Genomic DNA, 19549 nt, shown 5'->3' on the forward strand with positions numbered 1-19549 from the left:
AGTGATCGGCCCCTAATCGTACAACATGCACGCTGGTAATTTGGGCCGCTTGCCGGACCCGTCGTTGCCGCCGCGGTCATCCTCGACCCGGATGCCATCCCCGAAGGCCTGAACGACAGCAAAAAATTGAGCGCCGCTGAGCGCGAACGGCTGTTCGATGAGATCCTGGCAACCGCCACCGTTTCCATCGCCTCTTCCTCGGCCACCACGATCGATACCATCGATATCCGCAAGGCAAGCCTCGAGGCGATGCGACGGGCCGTCGACGGCCTGTCCCTGACCGCGCGTTTCGTGCTGGTCGATGGCCGCGATGTTCCGCCCGGTCTTGGCTGTCACGCCAAGGCGGTGGTCAAGGGCGACGCCCGCTCGCTCTCGATCGCCGCGGCATCGATCGTCGCCAAGGTGACGCGCGACCGGATGATGGAACGGGCCGATGTCGCTCACCCCGGCTACGGCTTTGCGGCTCATGCCGGCTACGCGACAGTGGTGCATCGCAAGGCAATCGATGCCAAGGGCCCCTGCCCGCTGCATCGCATGAGCTTCCGTCCGCTGCGCAAGGATTGACGTTCGGCATCGTTGAAACCTCGCCGTCTGGATCGACACAAACCGATGCCGATGGCGGCCCCCCCGGAAGGTGCGCTTGACGGCGCAGCGCGTCATAGACGGAGACAGACGAGCGGTGACGCGGCAGGCTTTGCTGTAGCCATGTCTCCGCCCCCTGCCGAGCCGCTCCGGTCACCGCATCTGCGGTAATCCGCCGCCCGCCCCTGACCATCGGCCGGCGTTCCGCGGGGTTTCCCCCCTTATCGAGCCCAAACAGGTTCCGGACGTCACGGAAGACATCCCGAACTGGCGCTCGCACGCATCACCCAAGGCTATCCCAAAAACAAAAAGCCCCGCACGTGGCGGGGCCTTTAAATCGTATCTTGCAGCCGAGGCTTAGTTCAGGCGCGACTTGACTTCGCCAAGTGCCTTCTTGAACAGCTCGCTCTGGGCGCCGGCGTCAGCCTTGGCAGCAACAATCTTTTCGGCAGCGCTGATGGCCAGATCGACGGCAGCCGAACGAACGGCGTTGATCGCGTCGCTTTCGGCCTGCTTGATCTTCTGTTCCGACAGCGCGGTCCGGCGGGTGACGAATTCTTCCGTCTTCTGCTTGGCTTCGGCGGTCAGCATTTCTGCTTCGCGCTGGGCAGCGGCAACGATACCGGCAGCTTCCGCTTCGGCATCCTTGCGCTTGCGCTGGTATTCGGCAACGAGGGCCTGGGCTTCTTCGCGCAGGCGCTTGGCTTCCGCCAGTTCGTTGCCGATCTTGTCGGCGCGTCCGTCGAGCGCCTTGCCGATCATGCCCGGAACCTTGAGGTAGGCAATCAGGACGAAGAACAGGATCAAGCCGACGAGGGCATAGAAGGTCGCATCAAGATGCATGGTTCAGTGCTCCTCAGTTAACGGCCGATGCCTTGACGGCAGCGACGATCTCAGCCTTGGTGACGGTGCCACCAATGAGCTGCTTGACGACGGCCGTTGCAGTTTCCTCGGCGATAGCGCCGACGTCTGCGAGTGCCTTGGCCTTGATGTCGGCGATGCGGTCTTCCGCAGCGGCGATCTTCTTGGAAAGATCGGCTTCGACAGCGTTGCGGTCGGCGACAGCCTTGGACTTGGCAGCTTCGCGCGCGCCGTCTGCAATCTGATGACCCTTGGCCTTGGCAGTTGCCAAATCCTGCTCATAGGATGCGATGGCAGCGTCAGCTTCGCCCTTCAGGCGCGACGCTTCGTCGAGATCCTGAGCGATGCGGTCGTGACGGGTTTCAAGAATTCCGCCGATGCGCGGAATGATGACCTTCGACATCAAGAGATAGAAGAGGCCAAACGTGATCGCGAGCCAGAGCAGCTGCGATGCGAAATGGGTCGAATCAAAGGGCGGGAACACGCCGGAGCCAGCCTCGCCTTCGTGGGCCACACCCGTTTCGGTGTGCACCTCACCGGCCGCAGCGGCATCGTGTGCTTCGGCGCCTTCAGTGGTGGTTGACTGCTGGGCATAGGCCGCGGTCACAAACATGCTCACCTCCAGGTGCACTCAAGAATATGCGCGGCCGCGACCCTTTGACAGGTCGCGGCCGAAACTCCAGCCGTTATTAGACGGCGAAGAGGAGGAGCAGGGCTACGAGCAGCGAGAAGATGCCCAGAGCTTCCGTAACGGCGAAGCCGAATACGAGGCGGCCGAACTGGCCGTCAGCAGCCGACGGGTTGCGCAGCGCGCCAGAGAGGTAGCTGCCGAAGATGTTGCCGAGGCCGAGAGCCGTGCCGGCCATACCGAGGCAAGCCAGACCTGCGCCGATGTACTTTGCTGCTTCCGCTTCCATGATTGAACTCCTTCGAATGGTGTTGCGGCTTAGGATTGCGCTTCCGACGGAGGACCGGCCGGAAGCAAGCGACTGTATTCCTTAGTGGCTTCCGGGATGGACAGCGTCGTTGAGGTACATGCAGGTCAGTACCGCGAAGACATAGGCCTGGAGGAAGCAGACGAGGAATTCAAGACCGGTGATAGCGACGGTCATGATGAGCGGCAGGATCGCACCACCGATGCCGAGCGCGCCAAGGGCGCTCAGGGAGGTGACGAAGCCAGCGAAAACCTTCAGCGTGATGTGGCCGGCCAACATGTTGGCGAAGAGACGGACCGAAAGGCTGATGGGACGGGAAAGGAACGAGATGATTTCGATCGACACGACCAGCGGCAACAGGATGCCCGGCACGCCGTGAGGCACGAAGAGCTTCAGGAAGCCGAAGCCATGCTTGTAGAAACCATAAAACAGCACCGTGCCGATGACGAACAGCGCCAAGGCGAAGGTGACGATGATCTGGCTGGTGATGGTGAAGAAGTAAGGGAACATGCCGAGCAGGTTCGCCGTCAGGATGAACATGAACAGCGAGAAAACCATCGGGAAGAACTTCATGCCGCCGCTGCCAGCGCCTTCGCGCAGCATCGAAGCGATGAATTCATAGGACATTTCCGAAACCGACTGCATGCGCGTCGGGATCAGCCCGCGCTGCGATGTGGTCAGATAAAGGAAACCGGCAGCGGCACCCACGGTCGCAACCATGAACAGCGACGCATTGGTGAAGGAAAAGTCAATTCCGCCAATTTCGATCGGGACAATCTTGTTGACCAGGAACTGGTGGGTCGGATCGTTTGACACCGCGCTTCTCTTTCGTTCTGCCCGCCTTTAGAGCGGATACCGTGTTTTCCGGGCGACGCCTCAGGCGTCATCTCCGTCCGTCTTGTCATTCCCAGAACTGCGCTTGACCGAGTCGAGTGTCGCCACCATCCCCGCCGAACGCAGTACATTCAACACACCGGCGCAAAAGCCAAGGAGCAGGAAAATGATCATGCCCCACGGCCCTGTACCCGCAAAGTGGTCCAAAAGATAGCCCAGAAACGCCCCAACCACGATGCCAGCGATGAACTCGCTGGAGAGCTTCATTGCCGCCGCATAGCCTTTGCGGCTTTCAGCGGCTCGGGCTTCAGCACCATCCGGCTCACTGGGTCGCTTGGACTCAATCTTTTCGCCGAGCTGCTTCAGCCTTGCTTCCAGACTTTCTTCGGGTTTCTCCGTCACGTGGCTCTCCCCTTGTTGTCCCACACGGTCACGACCATGATTTCGGCCACACAAAAGGCTGCTGTTCAAGCCACGTTTCAGCCCCATTTGAAGTCGCGCGCAACATAGTTTTAGGCTTCCGCATAGTCAAGGCGTGCAAAGCGCTTCGGCGTGGACAATATTTTTCAATGATTTCATCCACTTGATAGCATTCGACGCCATCATACTGACAGACAAGGCCGGGAATCGGCAGATCGCGAGCCAGAATCTCCGGCCCGCGATCGGTGCTTGTGCGCAAGGGGTCGGCAGCTGAACTGGTCAGCTCCAGCCGCCGCCGTAGGTCCGGTAGAAGACGTGCAGGCCGATCTTGCCGACACGCTTCATCGTCTTTGCCCAGGCCGGGTTTACATAGGTTGCGTGATAATGTGTTGCTGAGCCGACTTCGGGCAGCCAGATCTTGCCGGCGGTGACCGCCATGGCAACTTCCTTTGCTTCCTTCCAGTGCGAGCGGGAATAGATCAAATCGCGGATCATGTCGCAGGCGAATGAGAACTGGCAGCGATTGCGCCATGCCTTGTTCTGATAGACGACGCCGCAGATCGTCTTCGGATAGGTCGGATTGCGCACCCGGTTGAGAATCACCTGTGCGACGGCCGCCTGGCCTTTCAGCGGTTCGCTGCGCGCTTCGAAGTAGATGCCTTCGGCGAGGCATGTCTGCTCTTCCTTGCTGAAGACGCCCGCCGGTAGCGGGGTCGCGGCCCAGGCGTGGTCCTCGGGAGAGATATCGGGAATGAAACGTCCGGCATTCTTGTCCTCGCGCAGGATCGAATCGAAGGGCGATTCACGCGCATAGTCCGGCTCGGGCCGGACATAGGCAGTCGCAAGAATGTCGGGCTTGTCGTTGGTGACAAGCTTGGCCAGCATCGGCGAGACGCCGGGATCCGTCTTCGGCGGCTTCTTCTTGTAGAAGGCCGTGGCGATCTCGATCTCCTTGCCTTTGATCTTCGGATTGGCGAAGACCATTTTTTCGGCGCCCTCGAAGCCGGGCTCCATCAGCGAACTCGTGCGCTGCAGGATCGAACCGGCGGTAAAATCCTTGGGTGGGGTGACAGGGGTGACGGCGACGATACGGCCCTTCTTGCCCTTGCGGTTGACGCGGTCTTCATCCGGCGTGCCGGCGTGCTTGCTTTCTGCGGTCAGAGCGACGCGGCTGCCATCGGGAAGATCGATACCGGCGCCGCCATCGAGCGCGCCCGTCGTGATCGGATCGGCAAAGACCATCTCGACTTCGTGGATCGATCCCGCTGGCGACGGCGTCATGTACATCCGCCAGCGCTCACCGCCACGATTGATACCGGACAGGAAGGTCGCAAGGTCGGAATAGGCCGCGACCGTGGGGAAACCGATATACACCGCAAGGCCAATGAGTGCCGGAGCCAGCCAGGCGGAGAAGTTAACACGAGATTCGCGACGCAGTTTGCTACTCTTACGCACCAACCGACTCCACGCAACGCTGATCGAAGGCACGGCTCTGCCCTCGCCGGCGATGAGCCAGCGGACAGGTTCCGCGCAGGACGCTAGGACAATGAAGCCGCCGGACGCTGTGCCGACGATGCTTCGTTCGAGCCTTGAAAATGAAGCATTAACCTTGATGTTTGGTTAATGCGTCTTCACTGAAAGGCCGGAAGAGCGGGCCTTGCGGCCCGCCGGCCGTCTTTGCAGCCGGTATCGTCAGATGATGACGTGCGAGCCGAGTTCGACGACGCGGTTGGTCGGCAGGCGGAAGTAGTCGGAAGGGTCGATCGCGGCATTGGCGAGCGCGATGAACAGGCGGTCCTGCCAATGCGGCATGCCGGACTGGGCGTCCGGTACCAGCTTGCGCCGTCCGAGATAGAACGACGTCGACATGATGTCGAACTTCAGCCCCGACTTGCGGAAGAGCCCCAGCGCCTGCGAGACGTTTTGCGTCTCCATGAAACCGAAGCGCATTTCGAGCAGGGTGAAGCGTTCGGAAAGCGGCTGCACGCTGACGCGTTCGGCCTTTGGCACTTTCGGCGTATTGGCGGTGCGGATCGTCAGGATGAAATTCTGCTGATGCAGCACGTGATTGTGCTTGATGTTGTGCAGCAGGGCCGCGGGCGTCGATTCCGGGTCGCTCGTCAGGAACACCGCTGTGCCGGGCACCGAAACCGGCGCATGTTCGCTCTTGCGCTCGATCGACTTGACGAAGCTTGCCAGCGGAATGTCGATATGGCGGGTCTTGGCATGGAGAATTTCCGTGCCGCGTTTCCAGGTCCACATGATCACGATGAAGGTCGCGGCGATCAGCACCGGCACGTAGCCGCCGTCATGGATCTTCAGCATGTTGGCGCCGAGGAAGACGAATTCCAGCGCGAACAGCGGCAGCAGCACGGCGCCGGCCCAGAGCGCCGACCAGTTCCAGCGCGCACGCAGGAACTCGAAGGAGAGAACTGTCGTGACCACCATCGCGCCGGTGACCGAGATGCCATAGGCGGTGGCGAGCGATTCCGACGAGCCGAAGACGAAGACCAGCGCCATGACGCCGAACATCAGCAGCGTGTTGACGTTGGGCAGATAGATCTGCCCCGTGTGTGTCTCCGACGTGTGGAAGATCGCCATGCGCGGCAGGAAGCCGAGGTGGATCGCCTGCCGCGTCAATGAGAATGCGCCCGTTATCACCGCCTGGCTGGCAATGATCGTCGCGAACGTCGCCAGGATGACCACCGGCAGCAGCGCCCATTTCGGGAACATCAGGAAGAACGGGTCCGACATCGCCTCGGGGTTCTTCAGGATGAACGCGCCCTGGCCGAGATAGTTGAGCGTCAGCGCCGGAAAGACGACCAGGAACCATGCCCACTGGATGGGCCGGCGGCCGAAATGGCCAAGGTCCGCATAGAGCGCCTCTGCGCCGGTCACCGTCAGGAACACGGCGCCGAGCACGATGATGCCGACATAGCCCTCATTGAACATGAAGCTGACGGCATAATAAGGATTGAAAGCCTTGAAGATCGACAGGTCGTCGGAAATGTGGACAAGGCCGATGCCACCCATGACCAGGAACCAGACGAGCGTGATCGGGCCGAAGAAGTTGGAGACCGCGGCCGTGCCCTTGGACTGCACGGCAAACATCAAGAGCAGGATGACCACGGCAATGGGAACGACATAGTCCGACAGCGCCGGGGTCACGAGTTTCAAGCCCTCGACGGCCGAAAGCACTGACAGAGCCGGCGTGATCATCGCATCGCCGATGAACAGCGCGGCACCGGCAATGCCCATGAAGAACAGGATGGCCGTGTGGCCATTCCCCGTTTTCATCAGCAGCGCCAGCAGCGAGAGCGTGCCGCCCTCCCCCTGGTTGTCGGCGCGCAGCAGAAACAGCACATATTTGATCGTGACGATGATCGTCAGCGTCCAGATCATCAGCGAGATCAGGCCGATGATTTCGACATCGGTGACGCCGTCGTGGGACACCGGGCGCAGCGCTTCGCGAAACGCGTAGAGCGGGCTGGTGCCGATATCGCCATAGACGACGCCGATGGAGCCGAGGCCGAGGACGAGCAGCCGGCGCAGGTCTTTCGACCCTTGTGTGGAAGGGGCATGCGATTGGGTCATGCGTGTCCTACAGGCTGTTACAGCCAGCCTTTCCAGCGAAAGAAGAAAAACGGTATCACGGCGGATATCACCATGGCAGCCAGCGCCCAGGGATAGCCGAGCGGCCATTCGAGTTCCGGCATGACGCGAAAGTTCATGCCGTAGACGGAAGCGACCAGCGTCGGCGGCAACAATACCACCGAAGCGATCGAGAAAATCTTGATGATGGCATTCTGCTCGACATTGATGAGGCCGAGAGAGGCGTCGAGCAGGAAGGTGATGTTGCCGGAGATGAACGACGCATGTTCCGACAATGTCTGGATGTCGCGCGAGATCGAGCGGCAAAGTTCGCGGCTGTCCTTGTCCGCCTGGACCTCGGGAACGGTGTAGACGAAGGTCAACAGGCGCGAGAGCGACGCGAGGCTATCGCGGGTCTTGGCGACCAGCCGGTGATGGCCGGCGACATCGCGCAGGCGCGCTTCCAGAAAATGCGGCGGACGACGTTTGACGACTGCCTTGTCGCCAAAGACCTGCAGCGACAGATCGTCGATCTTGCCCACGGCCTGCTCGAGAATTTCGGCAGTGCGGTCGGCAATCGTTTCGAGCAACCGGGTCAGCATCACCACACCGTTCGGACAGCCGCCCGGAATCCGATGCATTGCCGCCTTGAAGAGGGCGAAGGCACGCGGTTCGGCGTAGCGAATGGTCACAAGACGCCCGCCATGCAGGATGAAGGCAACGTCGGTGAGATCGGGAATATCGGTTTCCGAACGATAGACCAGCGACGCCGTCATGAACACGGCATCGGCCTCGGTATAGAGCCGGCTCGACGGCTCGATGTCCTTCAGGTCGTCGCGTGTCGGGATCGAGATGCCCAGAAGCTTCTCCATCATCAGATCCTCGGCCTTGCTCGGCTCGACGAGGTCGACCCAAACGATATCTGGCCGCAGGGCAACGAGCTCATCCGCCACCGACAGGGTGACAGTCTCACCGTTGGAGCAATAGCCCGTGATCATTCAGGCGCCCTTCCCGCAGCTGCGGCCCTGGGCAGAGGTGCGAACCCGAGCGAAAGTGAGCAACCGCATCGGCGCCACAGTATTCCCACAATCGAATTCCATCGGATGAAGCGTTCCGCCAGTCAGGACAAAATCCTCAACTCGGTCGTCGCGGGAGGACAAGATCTCCAGCGAGAGGGCGCTAAGTTGGGCACCTTCGCAAGTGCGGCACGGCATATGGCGCAATACAGACGCAAAATCAATGCCCCCTCGATACATGACACAGGCGCCGTCTACTGTTCCGGCGTCACCCTACTGCATGTTTCGCCGAATCGAAATCGGGGCGCGGACAAAATTGTGCCGCTATTCCAGGGGGCTGCAGCAGGCGACCGCCAAGTCGGGCTGCCACCGCAACGATGGCGTCCGACGAAGCTGGATGAAGGCCTATTCGAAGACGATGCTCGGCATTGCACGGCTCTTGTCGTCGCGGGCAGCCAAAACCTCAGCCCAGACCTTGGTCGCGATGTCGCGATAGATGCGGGCGATCTCGCCGTCTGCATCGGAAACGACCAGAGGCGTGCCCGCATCGGATGTTTCGCGGATGCCCATGGTCAACGGCACTTCGCCGAGGAAGGGTACGCCGATGCGCTCGGCCTCCTTGCGCGCGCCGCCATGGCCGAAAATGTCGTAGCGCTTGCCGGTGTCCGGCGCGACGAAATAGCTCATGTTCTCGATGATGCCGAGCACCGGCACTTCAACCTTGCGGAACATCGCCAGCCCTTTTCGGGCATCGATGAGCGCCAGGTCCTGCGGCGTCGAGACGATCACCGCGCCGGCGAGTGGAACTTGCTGTGCCATGGTCAATTGCGCGTCGCCGGTGCCTGGCGGCATATCGACAACCAGCACATCGAGATCACCCCAGGCGACTTCGCGCAGCATCTGCAACAGCGCCGACTGGATCATCGGGCCGCGCCAGATCATCGCCACTTCCTCGTCAACGAGGAAGCCCATGGACATGACCTTGAGGCCGTAGTTTTCCATCGGGCGGATCATCCGGCCCTCGATCTGCTGCGGCCGGCCGGAAATCTTCAGGAGGCGCGGCATCGACGGGCCATAGATGTCGGCGTCGAGCAGGCCGACTTTCAGGCCGTTGGCCTTCAGCGCCAGCGCCAGATTGACCGATGTGGTGGATTTGCCGACGCCGCCCTTGCCGGAGGCGACGGCGATGATTGCGCCAACGCCGGGAATGCCTGCCTTGGCGGGCGCGCCGCCGGCCGGACGCTGGCCATGGGCATGACCGGCATGGGCGCCGGCCGGTTGCGGACGCTGTACCGGGGCTGCCGCTGGTGCTGCCTTGCGGTCGGCCGTCAGAGCGACCATCGCCGCGCTGATTCCCGGGATTTCCCGCACCACGCGCTCTGCGGCTGCGCGCATCGGCTCCAGTTCCTTGGCCCGATCGGCCGGAACGGTGATCGAGAAATAGGCCTTGCCATCCGAAATGAAGACATCCGACACGAGCCCAAGCTCGACGATGTTGCCTTCCATGTCCGGTCCGCGGACCGTTCGCAGCTTATCAAGAACCACGTCTCTGGTGACTTCCGGCATCGCGCCCTCTCATTCTCTGCTATCTCTTGGATAACGTTTGTTATCCCTTAGATAATCGAGGCAGGGCGCTTCGCCAATGCGACATAACGGAAAAAGCAGGGCCGCCACTCACCCTGGTGTCCGTACATCCGGAATCACAAGCGTGATCCAGGGATCACACGGGGTTGGGTGGCGGCCCTTTTTGTCGCGACCTTCTTGGGCGCTGTCTTGTTTTTAGTCCCCTCTGGACATGCATCTAGCAATGCAGGATGCGTGCCAGATTCGAGGAAGAACAAAAAAGCGAATATTTTCAGTGGATTAGATGCGGCGTTGGTTGCCCGAGACCCCGAGAGCATCTGCCCAGTTTATGGGCAATGGTCTCAAATCCGCACAGGATCGGTGCATCTTTCAGCTGTGACCCACGCGGAAGACGGGGCGAAAGGCTTCGGGCCCGTCGCGCCGAACGACGGCTAGCTGATGTAGCCCTTCTTCATCGCCTTGACGACGGCCTGCGTCCGGTTCACCGCGTCGAGCTTCTTGGTGACGTGGTTGAGGTAGTGGTTCACCGTGTGCTCGGAGAGGCCGAGAATGCCGGCAATCTCGGCGCTGGTCTTTCCCGCCGCCGTCCAGCTCAGGCACTGGATCTCGCGCTCGGACAGCGACGCACTGCTGTTCTTCCACACGGAACCGATCTCGGCCAACCGGTTGTAGACATGGATCGCGATCATCTGCAGTTCCATGATCACCGTCATCGGCAGTTCGGCTTCCGGCCCCATCAGGATGACGGCGCCACGGCCGCCTTCGGCGTCATGCACCGGGAAGTAGCTGGCCTGGAAGATGGCGTTCTCGCGCAGCATCGCAATGTATTCCCGGGCTGAATCGGGCTTGCCGCCCTCGCCTTCCCAGGCATCGAGCGTCACCTGGAACGGCGTCGTCGTTTCCCGCAGCCGCTTGACGCCGGTGCTGAAGCGCAGCATCGACAGGCTGTCATATTTGTTGAGCAGCTCTGCCGGCATATTGGAAATGACCGTGGTTGCCGCCAGGCGCTCGACATCAATGGAAGGGATCGAACAGATGAGAAAGGTTTTGAAGCCGAACATCTGCGTGATCCGCCGCATATAGCGGATGATGTCGAACTGGGTCTCCAGTTTTGCGATCTCGGACGCGAAATCACCGCCCCGGGGCAGATCTGCGTCAGTCGTCCCGGTGGTCATCGTATCCTGCATTCGCGCGTTCCATGGCATTCATCAACTATCAAATAGACCGACCTGCAGGCCAATGCCAACAGATGATCGAGATTCCCTGCCCTACGCGCCCAAAAGCCTGTGTATTTCCCTACAAGCGACCTGCGCCATGCCGCAGCATCCAGCTTTGATGTGCAGGATGTGCCAATTCTCAGTTGATCAAACCGGCACGCATGGCCTTGACGACCGTTTGCACGCGATTGACCGAATCCAGCTTTCGCGTCGCCCGGTTGAGATAGTGGTTCACCGTATACTCCGATAGCGCCAGGATGCGCGCCATCTCGCTCGTGGTCTTGCCGGCGGCGGCCCAGCGCAGGCATTCGACCTCGCGGCGCGACAGGCTTCCCGAGCCGCGTCGCCCGCGCTCACGCACCTCGGCCAGCTTGCTGAACAGAATACCGGCCCACAGATTGAGTTCCTGCATCTCGTCGTTCGACACCACAGGGCGGTCGCCGCCAAAGGCAATCGCAGCCCGGTGGCCGCCAGCGTCGTGCACCGGCAGATAGATGCCGCGCGGCATGCCCGCCTGCTCAAAGACGCAGATGGCCGCGTCGCCCTTGCCATCGGCGCGGCGGCGCGCCAGTTGATGGGCATCATAGGTAAACGGTATGGTGCTGCGGCGCAGACGCTGGATCACAGGGCTGCCATTGATCAGGCCAGCGCTGTCGTAGCCTTTCAGGAACTCGACCGGATAGGTCGTCATGATGGCGTTGTCCTCAAGGCTGTTACAGCCGGTATCCGGAACGGCGAGCACAAGGAAACCACGGAAGCCGTAGGCCTCCGCAACCTGGCCGATCACCCGTCTGATATCGTCCTCGCAACAAATCGGCCCCCTCACGGACCGTCCGTCAGGAAGCATCAATGACGCCATATTCGCGCTGAAATCGATCATCTTCCGCCCTTCTCCACATCCAGCTCCGGGGAGGAGCACGGCCGCTGACGCCGCATGAAGATCACGTCAAAATTTCTATCAATGTCATAATCAACTCTGTCCGCGGGAACCGCGAAGCGAGTCTGATATATTAACGTTATCGAGCTTGGAACACTACGTCCAGTCGAAGTTTCTAATTTACCGTAAAGTGAACTCAAGGTCCACCGCGGCCCGGACCGAGGCGAATCGCGGCCTCCTCCCCGATCGCCGCCGCCGCCGTCCGTACCGCCCCCGACCAGGCGGCCAGTTGCTCCATGCTCACCCGATAGGCCGGTCCCGTAACCGAGATTCCAGCCGTCAGATCGCTACCCGAAACACGGATCGGCGCAGCCACGCAACGGATCTCTATCTCATGTTCTTCCCGATCGAAAGCGTGTCCGTCGCGGCGAATGTCCGCAATCTCCGCCAGCAACGTTTCGGCCGAGCGATGCGTATGCGGGGTGAACGCGTGGAACGCCATTTTTGCAACAAGCCGCTCCAGTTCCGGTTGCGGCAACAGCGACAGCGCCGCCTTGCCGATGCCGGTGCAATAGACGGGAGAGGCCTTGCCGATCTGCGAACTCATGCGCACCGTCTGCCGGCTTTCGACCTTGTCGACATAGACGATCTCGGTTTCCCTGAGGATGCCGAGATGCACAGTCTCACCCGTCAACTCGTGCAGGCTGCGAAGATGCGGTTCAGCAACGTCGCGGAAGCGATTGCTGGACCAGGAGCGATAGGCAAGTGTGAGCAGGCGCAGGCCCGGCTCGTAGCAGAGATCGCGCCGCTGCACGAGCAGCCCTTCCTCGACGAGATGGCTGAGCAGCCGATGCAAGGTTCCGCGCGGCTGGCCGGATCGGGCAAGGATGTCGGTGAAACGCTGCGGCCCATCCGCCATCACAACGGCCTCAAGAACGGCCATGGCCTTGCCGAGCGTGCCGGTACCCGCCACCTCACCATCCGCAAACACTGCCAGGTCTTCGCTCATGTCGCTCGCATCATTCCGGTCCCATCAAGGTCCAAGGTCCGTCATCCTATCTTGACAAGATAACCGCCGTCGCCCGATAATTCCATATAATAAAATCACGTTCCACATATTGGAACAAAGAAACCTGCAAGCGTGCCGGGACGGCGCGAATGGGGAGTGCCCGACCGATGCCGTTGCCTGCGGCCCAATTTCACGACCTGAGGGATCGCTGTATCCTTGTCACCGGCGGTGGCGCCGGCATCGGTGCGGCACTCGTCGAAGGTTTCGTTCGTCAAGGGGCGCACGTCGCCTTCGTCGACATCGACGAGGCGGCAAGCCGGGAGCTCGCCGACAGGCTTTCTGTCGAGGCCGGATATAGGCCGCTCTTCATTCATGCCGACCTGCGCGATATCGAGGCATTGAGGACAGCCGCCGAAACGGCCGCGGCGACACTTAGCGCGATCCACGTGCTCGTCAACAATGCCGCACGCGACGACCGGCAGCCGCTCGAAAGCGTCACCGAAGAGAGCTGGGACGAAAGCCAGGCCGTCAATCTCAGGCACCTGTTCTTCATGAGCCAGGCGATAGCGCCGCATATGCGCCGGGCCGGCGGCGGATCGATCGTCAACTTCTCGTCGATCGCCTTCCTGCTCAACATGGCGGAAATCCCCGCCTATGCGACGGCCAAGGCGGGCATCATCGGATTGACGAAGTCGCTTGCCGGCAAGCTTGGCCCCGACAATATCCGCGTCAATGCGATCCTACCCGGCATGATCGTTACCGAGCGCCAAAAGAAACTCTGGCTCGACGAAACGGCGATTGCAGCGATGCTGGAGAAACAATGCCTGAAGCGAAGCCTGACCGCCGAGGACCTCGTCGGCCCATGCCTTTACCTGGCGTCCAACAGTTCCATGGGCATGACGGCCCAAACGATGATCATTGACGGAGGCGCACTTTGATGACCGCAGCCTATTATGCCGCAGTCGACTGGGGAACCACGAGCTTTCGGCTCTGGATCATTGCCGAAGACGGCGCGGTGCTTGCAGAGCGGCGCAGCGGCGAAGGCATGACCACGGCCGCCAAGACCGGCTTTTCAACCGTGCTGGAAGCACATCTGGCGGCGGTGGCCGCACCGACGCACCTGCCCGTCATCATCTGCGGCATGGCGGGCGCCAAGCAGGGCTGGCTGGAGGCCGGCTACCTCGATACGCCCGCCGTCCTCTCGAGAATTGCGGCAAGCGCCGTCGCGGTGCCCGATGTCGGCCGCGACATCCGCATTCTGCCGGGTCTTGCCCAGCGCGATCAGCAGCATCCCGACGTCATGCGTGGCGAAGAGACCCAGCTGCTCGGCGCTGCAGCCAGGCTTGGCGACGGCCGGCACCTCGTCTGCATGCCCGGAACCCACAGCAAATGGGTGCGGCTCGACGGCGGCAAGGTCACCGGTTTCTCGACCTTCATGACCGGCGAATTGTTCGACGTGATCGCCAGGCATTCCATTCTCAGCCATTCGGTCGCGGATGCGCAGGTTTTTTCCCGCGACCATCCCGCGTTCCTCGCCGCCGTCGCGGCGGCCTACGCCGACCCGGCGCTCGCCACCAACCTGCCGTTCGGCGTGCGGGCCGGGCAATTGCTGCACGGCACGACGGCGACGGACGCCAAGGCGACGCTGTCGGGTACGCTGATCGGGCTTGAGATCGCCGGCGCCCTGGCAGCGGCCGGAACCGTCGATAGCGTCTGCCTCGTCGCCTCCGGCTCTCTCGGTGCGCTCTATCGCGAAGCACTTGCAAGCCTCAATCTTAGCCCCCGGATCGTCGACGCCGACGAGGCCGTGCGCGCCGGCCTTTCGACTGCCGCACAGGCAATCTGGCCCCTCTGACCGAAAGACTGCTGATATGAACCGTATCCCCTTTCCGCCGATGAAATACCCGCTGGTCGCCATCCTGCGCGGCCTCAAGCCCGAGGAAACCGAAGGCGTCGTCGGCACGCTGATCGAGGCGGGCTTCACCGCGATCGAGATCCCGCTCAATTCGCCGGACCCGTTCCGGTCGATCGAAACCGCGGTAAAGATGGCGCCGCAGGGCTGCCTGATCGGCGCCGGCACGGTGCTGACGACCGCGCAGGTCGAACAGCTTGCCGATGTCGGCGGACGGCTGATGGTCAGCCCCAATGTCGAGCCGGCAGTGATCCGGCTGGCGGCGCAAAAGGGCATGGTGACCATGCCCGGCGTCTTCACCCCGACGGAGGCGCTCGCGGCCGCTGCGGCAGGCGCAACCGGCCTCAAATTCTTCCCGGCAAGCGTGCTCGGCCCTTCCGGGATCGCCGCGATCCGCACCGTGCTGCCGACCGATGTCGAAGTGGCAGCCGTCGGCGGCGTGTCGGAGGAGAATTTCGCCGACTATGCCAAGATCGGCATCAGAAGCTTCGGGCTCGGATCGAGCCTCTACAAGCCCGGAATGAGTGCCTCCGACGTCGGCAAGCGCGCCGTCGCGACAGTCAAGGCCTACGACGCCGTCTACGGAGCACGATGATGAGCGATAGTATTCCTTTTGCCGGCAGCATCCTTTGCGGAGCGACCTCGATCCTCGGGGAAGGCCCAACCTACGACCCCGGCAGCGGCACCGCCTGGTGGTTCAACATCAAGGGCCAGGAACTGCACGAACTGCACCTCGAAACCGGCCGCAAGGCCGTGCATGCGCTTCCGTTCCTCGGCAGCGTCCTTGCCGTCATCGATCCGCTCCGGCAACTGATCGTTTCCGACCAGGGGCTGTTCCTGAGAGATACGCAGACGGGCGCGTTCAGCCTCGTGACGACGCTGGAGGACAAGCCCGGCAACCGCTCGAACGACGGCCGCGTTCATGCGTCCGGTTCGCTGTGGATCGGCACCATGGGGCGCAGCGCCGAAAAGGGAGCGGGCGCGATCTATCACGTCGCCGGCACGCAGGTGACTAGGCTCTATGACCGGATCACCATTCCCAACAGCATCTGCTTTTCGCCTGACGGAACCGTTGCCTATTTCGTCGACACCGATGTCAACCACCTGATGCGCGTCGACATCGATGCCGAGACGGGATTGCCAACGGGCGAGCCCAGCCTGCTCGTCGACAGCAGCGGCGAGGCCGGCGGCATCGATGGCTCGGTCTGCGACGCCGACGGCTTGATCTGGAATGCCCGCTGGGGCAGCGGCACGGTCGACGTCTATAGGCCCGACGGCGTGCGTCTCACGCGCTATGCGATGCCGACGACGCAGCCGAGCTGCACGGCCTTCATCGGGGCGAAGGCCGACCGCATGCTGGTGACGTCGGCCTGGCAGGATCTGGACGAAGCGGCGCGCGCAGCTGATCCGCATGCCGGCAAGACCTTCGAACTCGGCGTCAGCGTCAACGGCCGGTTCGAGCCGTCCTTCCGCCTCTGATCGGAAACCCTACAGCACCGCGCGTCTTATTAGACGCGCAAAGGTCGCTGTAGCACTTTGAAGTGCTGCATGTTTTTTCCTTAAATCGAATGGGATTTTAAAGAAACATGCAGTAGCGAAGCGCCAATAAAAAGTCATACAATTCATCCACGCGATCAATCGCATGGTGAGGAGGAAGCTTGAATGAGCGACAAGAAGAAAGAACTGCGCAGTCGGCACTGGTATGGCGGCACCCACAAGGATGGTTTCATCCATCGCTCCTGGATGAAGAACCAGGGATTTCCGGACCATGTCTTCGACGGGCGCCCGATCATCGGCATCTGCAACACCTGGTCGGAACTGACCCCATGCAACAGCCACCTGCGCATTCTGGCTGAGGGCGTCAAGCGCGGCGTCTGGGAGGCCGGCGGCTTTCCGGTCGAGTTTCCGGTGTCCTCGCTTGGCGAAACGCAGATGCGGCCGACGGCGATGTTGTTTCGCAACCTGCTCGCCATGGACGTCGAGGAGGCAATCCGCGCCTATGGCATCGACGGCGTCGTGCTGCTTGGCGGCTGCGACAAGACGACACCCGGCCAGCTGATGGGCGCGGCTTCGGTGGACCTGCCGACGATCGTCGTTTCCTCCGGGCCGATGCTGAACGGCAAATGGAAGGGCAAGGACATCGGCTCCGGCACCGACGTCTGGAAATTTTCAGAAGCGGTGCGCGCCGGCGAGATGAGCGTTCAGGAGTTCATGGCGGCCGAGAGCGGCATGTCGCGTTCGCCCGGCGTCTGCATGACCATGGGCACGGCCACCACCATGGCGTCGATCGTCGAGGCGATGGGCCTGTCGCTGCCGATGAATGCCGCACTCCCCGCCGTCGATGCGCGCCGAATGGCGCTGTCGCACATGACGGGCAAGCGCATCGTCGAGATGGTGCATGAGGATCTGCGCCTGTCGAAGATCCTGACCAAGAAGAATTTCGAAAACGGGATCATTGCCAACGCCGCCGTCGGCGGATCGACCAATGCGGTCGTGCATATGCTGGCGATCGCCGGCCGTGCCGGCGTCGATCTCTGTCTCGAGGACTTCGACCGCGTCGGCGGTCAGGTGCCGTGCATCGTCAACTGCATGCCTTCAGGCAAGTATCTGATCGAGGATCTCGCCTATGCCGGCGGCCTGCCAGCCGTCATGAACCGCATCCAGCATCTGCTGCATGCGGATGCGCCAACGGTCTTCGGCATGCCGATCAGCCGATATTGGGAAGACGCCGAGGTCTTCAACGACGACGTCATCCGCCCACTCGACAATCCGCTGCGTGCGGCAGCCGGCATTCGCGTGCTCAAAGGCAACCTTGCGCCGAACGGCGCGGTCATCAAGCCGTCTGCCGCCAGCGAACATCTGCTGGCGCATGAGGGCCCGGCCTATGTCTTCGAGACGATCGAGGACCTGAAGGCCAAGATCGACGATCCGGATCTGCCGGTGACCGAAGACACCATCCTGGTGCTCAAGGGCTGCGGTCCCAAGGGGTATCCCGGCATGGCGGAAGTCGGCAACATGCCGATCCCGCGCCGGCTGGTCGAAAAGGGCGTGCGCGACATGGTGCGCGTTTCGGACGCCCGCATGTCGGGTACGGCGTTTGGAACCGTCGTGCTGCATGTCAGCCCGGAATCGAACGCCGGCGGGCCGTTGGCGATCGTCAGAACCGGTGACCGCATCCGGCTCGACGCGATGAAGGGCGAACTCAACCTGATGATCAGCGAGGAAGAGTTTGCAGCCCGCATGGCCGCCTGGCAGCCGCCGGAGCAGAAATGGACACGCGGCTACTACAAGCTCTATCAGGATACGGTGCTGCAGGCGGACAAGGGCGCCGACCTGGATTTCCTCGTTGGCGGAAGCGGCAGCGAGGTTCTGCGCGAAAGCCATTGAGGATAGCTGTTGCGCCAAGCGACACGGCAGTGGAACCCCGCCCCTTCGGCGGGGTTTTCGTTTATCCGGCCGTCGATCGGCGACCGACCAGCAACTCGGTGGCCGGCGCCAACGAGCGCAGCCGCGACCAGGTCTCATAGCCATAGATGGCGAGACCAACCGCAATGAAGAGTTCCTTGTATTCGGTCGGATCCCAGATGCGCACGAGTTCCTGCGCCTGCAGCACGAACAGTTCCTGGATCGCGACGATCAGGATCGCGCCGGCGGTGAGCACTGTGAATTCCCGCCATAAGCCGCCCCGCAGTGCGAGATCGGCGATCACCAGCAGGATGATTATCGTCATCATCACCATCATCTGGGTCGGCAGCATGCTCCAGTTGTCGCTGTTGAACGCCGCCATCGGTGCGCTTGCCGCCAACACCAAAACGCTCGGCGTGAATGCTTCGAACCGCCCGAGCGCGAAACCCTTGCGAAGGTAGAGCCAGACAAAGGGCGCTAACGTCAAAAGCACGAAGCTGCCGGTATAATAGAGCAGCTCGGTGAAACCGGTTGAGATGTTGTGCAGGTTCAGTTCCTGCTGCTTGTTGAGGCCCAGCAACGCGTCGGGCGTGGAAATGCCGAACACGCGTTGCATCCAGGATATCTCTTCCATGCCGACGATGAACAGAACAAGGCTGAAGGATGCCGCGGCACCGGCCGCCAGCCATGCGACGCGATCGGCCTCACCCCGCGCCGCGCGCAATTGACCCATGGCCGCCAGCGCGAAGAACACGCTTGAGGCAAAGATCAACAGGGCGGAAAGCCACTCGAAGATGTTGTCCTCGCGGGCCAGGGCGCTGAAGATCGCGGCATCGACGCTGAAAAGAAGGGCCGCCGCGGCTGCAAAGACCGGCATTGCGATGCAGATCCACAGTTCGCGGCGTGAGGCCATCCGAAGCGCGGGTGCGCCGAGCCAGGACGCATCGCGCGTGAACCCCTGAATAGCCGCAAGCGACAGACTGAGCGACACCCATGCATGCCAAAGATTGTAGGGTTCGATCTCAGGCATCCGCTCCGAAAAATAGCGCACGCCGAACAGGCTGCGCTCGATCCCGACAAGGCCGACCATCACCAAAACGGAAAGCAGGGAAACGGAGAGAAATCGCCGTGGCAGAAACATGGGGAACCGTCCAGATCAACAGGATGGAATATCCACGAAGAATGCTCCATCCCGTCTTCAGCAAGTATAGGCAAGAACACTCAATATTGTATGAATGTAAAGCAGAACTCAATAAACCACTAAAATACATAGCCGGAGTGATGACGCTCCGATATCTGCCGAAAG

Annotated in this window: 18 protein-coding genes and 1 pseudogene; 6 read left to right on the plus strand and 13 right to left on the minus strand. The window is 61.6% G+C overall.

The features are described 5' to 3' along the window. Nucleotides 1-42: 42 nt before the first annotated feature. Nucleotides 43-564, plus strand: a pseudogene (locus ASD03_RS02955) (ribonuclease HII); the annotation flags it as partial. A 375-nt stretch (nt 565-939) separates the two neighbouring features. Here the strand turns inward: ASD03_RS02955 and ASD03_RS02960 are convergent. The 12 genes from ASD03_RS02960 to ASD03_RS03020 all read right to left on the minus strand — a co-directional run bounded on the left by ASD03_RS02960 (nt 940) and on the right by ASD03_RS03020 (nt 12926). Next, nucleotides 940-1425, minus strand: a complete 486-nt coding sequence (locus ASD03_RS02960; protein WP_025426102.1) for a F0F1 ATP synthase subunit B — start codon at nt 1423-1425, stop codon at nt 940-942. A 13-nt stretch (nt 1426-1438) separates the two neighbouring features. After that, complete coding sequence (locus ASD03_RS02965) at nt 1439-2056, minus strand: F0F1 ATP synthase subunit B (protein ID WP_025426101.1); 618 nt, start codon at nt 2054-2056, stop codon at nt 1439-1441. Between the two features lie 76 nt (nt 2057-2132). Next, entirely contained in the window at nt 2133-2360 is a 228-nt protein-coding gene (locus ASD03_RS02970) for a F0F1 ATP synthase subunit C (protein ID WP_025426100.1), read from the minus strand. An 81-nt stretch (nt 2361-2441) separates the two neighbouring features. Beyond that, nucleotides 2442-3194: a F0F1 ATP synthase subunit A gene (locus tag ASD03_RS02975; RefSeq protein WP_025426099.1), complete on the minus strand. Its 753-nt coding sequence runs from the start codon at nt 3192-3194 to the stop codon at nt 2442-2444. Between the two features lie 60 nt (nt 3195-3254). Further along, nucleotides 3255-3614 (minus strand): AtpZ/AtpI family protein, encoded by a 360-nt coding sequence (locus tag ASD03_RS02980; RefSeq protein WP_025426098.1) that lies wholly within the window; start codon nt 3612-3614, stop codon nt 3255-3257. Between the two features lie 297 nt (nt 3615-3911). Then, a complete protein-coding gene (locus ASD03_RS02985; RefSeq protein ID WP_025426097.1) occupies nt 3912-5087 on the minus strand; it encodes a cell wall hydrolase in 1176 nt (391 codons plus the stop codon). 237 nt (nt 5088-5324) lie between these two features. Next, complete coding sequence (locus ASD03_RS02990; protein ID WP_025426096.1) at nt 5325-7226, minus strand: potassium transporter Kup; 1902 nt, start codon at nt 7224-7226, stop codon at nt 5325-5327. Between the two features lie 17 nt (nt 7227-7243). Further along, nucleotides 7244-8221 carry a magnesium transporter CorA family protein gene (locus ASD03_RS02995; RefSeq protein ID WP_025426095.1) on the minus strand — a complete coding sequence of 326 codons (978 nt, stop codon included), beginning with the start codon at nt 8219-8221 and terminating at the stop codon, nt 7244-7246. A gap of 423 nt (nt 8222-8644) precedes the next feature. Continuing rightward, nucleotides 8645-9805 (minus strand): iron-sulfur cluster carrier protein ApbC, encoded by a 1161-nt coding sequence (gene apbC / locus ASD03_RS03005; protein ID WP_025426093.1) that lies wholly within the window; start codon nt 9803-9805, stop codon nt 8645-8647. 449 nt (nt 9806-10254) lie between these two features. Beyond that, the gene (locus tag ASD03_RS03010; RefSeq protein WP_025426092.1) at nt 10255-11010 is read right to left on the minus strand and encodes a LuxR family transcriptional regulator; all 756 of its coding nucleotides are present in this window, start codon (nt 11008-11010) and stop codon (nt 10255-10257) included. A gap of 169 nt (nt 11011-11179) precedes the next feature. Then, complete coding sequence (locus ASD03_RS03015) at nt 11180-11920, minus strand: autoinducer binding domain-containing protein (RefSeq protein WP_025426091.1); 741 nt, start codon at nt 11918-11920, stop codon at nt 11180-11182. Between the two features lie 193 nt (nt 11921-12113). After that, nucleotides 12114-12926 (minus strand): IclR family transcriptional regulator, encoded by an 813-nt coding sequence (locus tag ASD03_RS03020; protein WP_025426090.1) that lies wholly within the window; start codon nt 12924-12926, stop codon nt 12114-12116. Nucleotides 12927-13093: 167 nt separating this feature from the next. On the opposite strand from ASD03_RS03020, the gene ASD03_RS03025 reads away from it, so the two are divergent. The 5 genes from ASD03_RS03025 (at nt 13094) to ASD03_RS03045 (ending at nt 18225) form a co-directional block, all read left to right on the plus strand. Beyond that, nucleotides 13094-13864, plus strand: a complete 771-nt coding sequence (locus ASD03_RS03025; RefSeq protein ID WP_025426089.1) for an SDR family oxidoreductase — start codon at nt 13094-13096, stop codon at nt 13862-13864. Beyond that, nucleotides 13861-14781 (plus strand): 2-dehydro-3-deoxygalactonokinase, encoded by a 921-nt coding sequence (locus tag ASD03_RS03030; protein ID WP_025426088.1) that lies wholly within the window; start codon nt 13861-13863, stop codon nt 14779-14781. Before ASD03_RS03025 ends, ASD03_RS03030 begins: the two co-directional genes overlap by 4 nt. A gap of 16 nt (nt 14782-14797) precedes the next feature. Continuing rightward, nucleotides 14798-15433 (plus strand): 2-dehydro-3-deoxy-6-phosphogalactonate aldolase, encoded by a 636-nt coding sequence (locus ASD03_RS03035; RefSeq protein WP_025426087.1) that lies wholly within the window; start codon nt 14798-14800, stop codon nt 15431-15433. Beyond that, nucleotides 15433-16317, plus strand: coding sequence for an SMP-30/gluconolactonase/LRE family protein (locus ASD03_RS03040; protein WP_025426086.1), 885 nt, complete (start codon nt 15433-15435; stop codon nt 16315-16317). Before ASD03_RS03035 ends, ASD03_RS03040 begins: the two co-directional genes overlap by 1 nt. A 183-nt stretch (nt 16318-16500) precedes the next feature. Next, nucleotides 16501-18225, plus strand: coding sequence for an IlvD/Edd family dehydratase (locus tag ASD03_RS03045; RefSeq protein WP_025426085.1), 1725 nt, complete (start codon nt 16501-16503; stop codon nt 18223-18225). Between the two features lie 61 nt (nt 18226-18286). On the opposite strand, the gene ASD03_RS03050 is transcribed toward ASD03_RS03045, so the two are convergent. After that, entirely contained in the window at nt 18287-19384 is a 1098-nt protein-coding gene (locus tag ASD03_RS03050) for a hypothetical protein (protein ID WP_025426084.1), read from the minus strand. Nucleotides 19385-19549: the final 165 nt, after the last annotated feature.

The organism is Ensifer sp. Root127 (genome assembly GCF_001425225.1).
GTDB lineage: Bacteria > Pseudomonadota > Alphaproteobacteria > Rhizobiales > Rhizobiaceae > Ensifer > Ensifer canadensis.

Excerpts from the sequence above, each read along its gene's own strand:
- ASD03_RS02995 (WP_025426095.1), bottom strand. The coding sequence starts at position 8,221 with ATGATCACGGGCTATTGCTCCAACGGTGAGACTGTCACCCTGTCGGTG.
- ASD03_RS03015 (WP_025426091.1), bottom strand. The coding sequence starts at position 11,920 with ATGATCGATTTCAGCGCGAATATGGCGTCATTGATGCTTCCTGACGGA.
- ASD03_RS03040 (WP_025426086.1), top strand. The coding sequence starts at position 15,433 with ATGAGCGATAGTATTCCTTTTGCCGGCAGCATCCTTTGCGGAGCGACC.
- ASD03_RS02970 (WP_025426100.1), bottom strand. The coding sequence starts at position 2,360 with ATGGAAGCGGAAGCAGCAAAGTACATCGGCGCAGGTCTGGCTTGCCTC.
- ASD03_RS03010 (WP_025426092.1), bottom strand. The coding sequence starts at position 11,010 with ATGCAGGATACGATGACCACCGGGACGACTGACGCAGATCTGCCCCGG.
- ASD03_RS02960 (WP_025426102.1), bottom strand. The coding sequence starts at position 1,425 with ATGCATCTTGATGCGACCTTCTATGCCCTCGTCGGCTTGATCCTGTTC.
- apbC (WP_025426093.1), bottom strand. The coding sequence starts at position 9,805 with ATGCCGGAAGTCACCAGAGACGTGGTTCTTGATAAGCTGCGAACGGTC.
- ASD03_RS03020 (WP_025426090.1), bottom strand. The coding sequence starts at position 12,926 with ATGAGCGAAGACCTGGCAGTGTTTGCGGATGGTGAGGTGGCGGGTACC.
- ASD03_RS03045 (WP_025426085.1), top strand. The coding sequence starts at position 16,501 with ATGAGCGACAAGAAGAAAGAACTGCGCAGTCGGCACTGGTATGGCGGC.
- ASD03_RS02990 (WP_025426096.1), bottom strand. The coding sequence starts at position 7,226 with ATGACCCAATCGCATGCCCCTTCCACACAAGGGTCGAAAGACCTGCGC.
- ASD03_RS03025 (WP_025426089.1), top strand. The coding sequence starts at position 13,094 with ATGCCGTTGCCTGCGGCCCAATTTCACGACCTGAGGGATCGCTGTATC.
- ASD03_RS03050 (WP_025426084.1), bottom strand. The coding sequence starts at position 19,384 with ATGTTTCTGCCACGGCGATTTCTCTCCGTTTCCCTGCTTTCCGTTTTG.
- ASD03_RS03035 (WP_025426087.1), top strand. The coding sequence starts at position 14,798 with ATGAACCGTATCCCCTTTCCGCCGATGAAATACCCGCTGGTCGCCATC.
- ASD03_RS02965 (WP_025426101.1), bottom strand. The coding sequence starts at position 2,056 with ATGTTTGTGACCGCGGCCTATGCCCAGCAGTCAACCACCACTGAAGGC.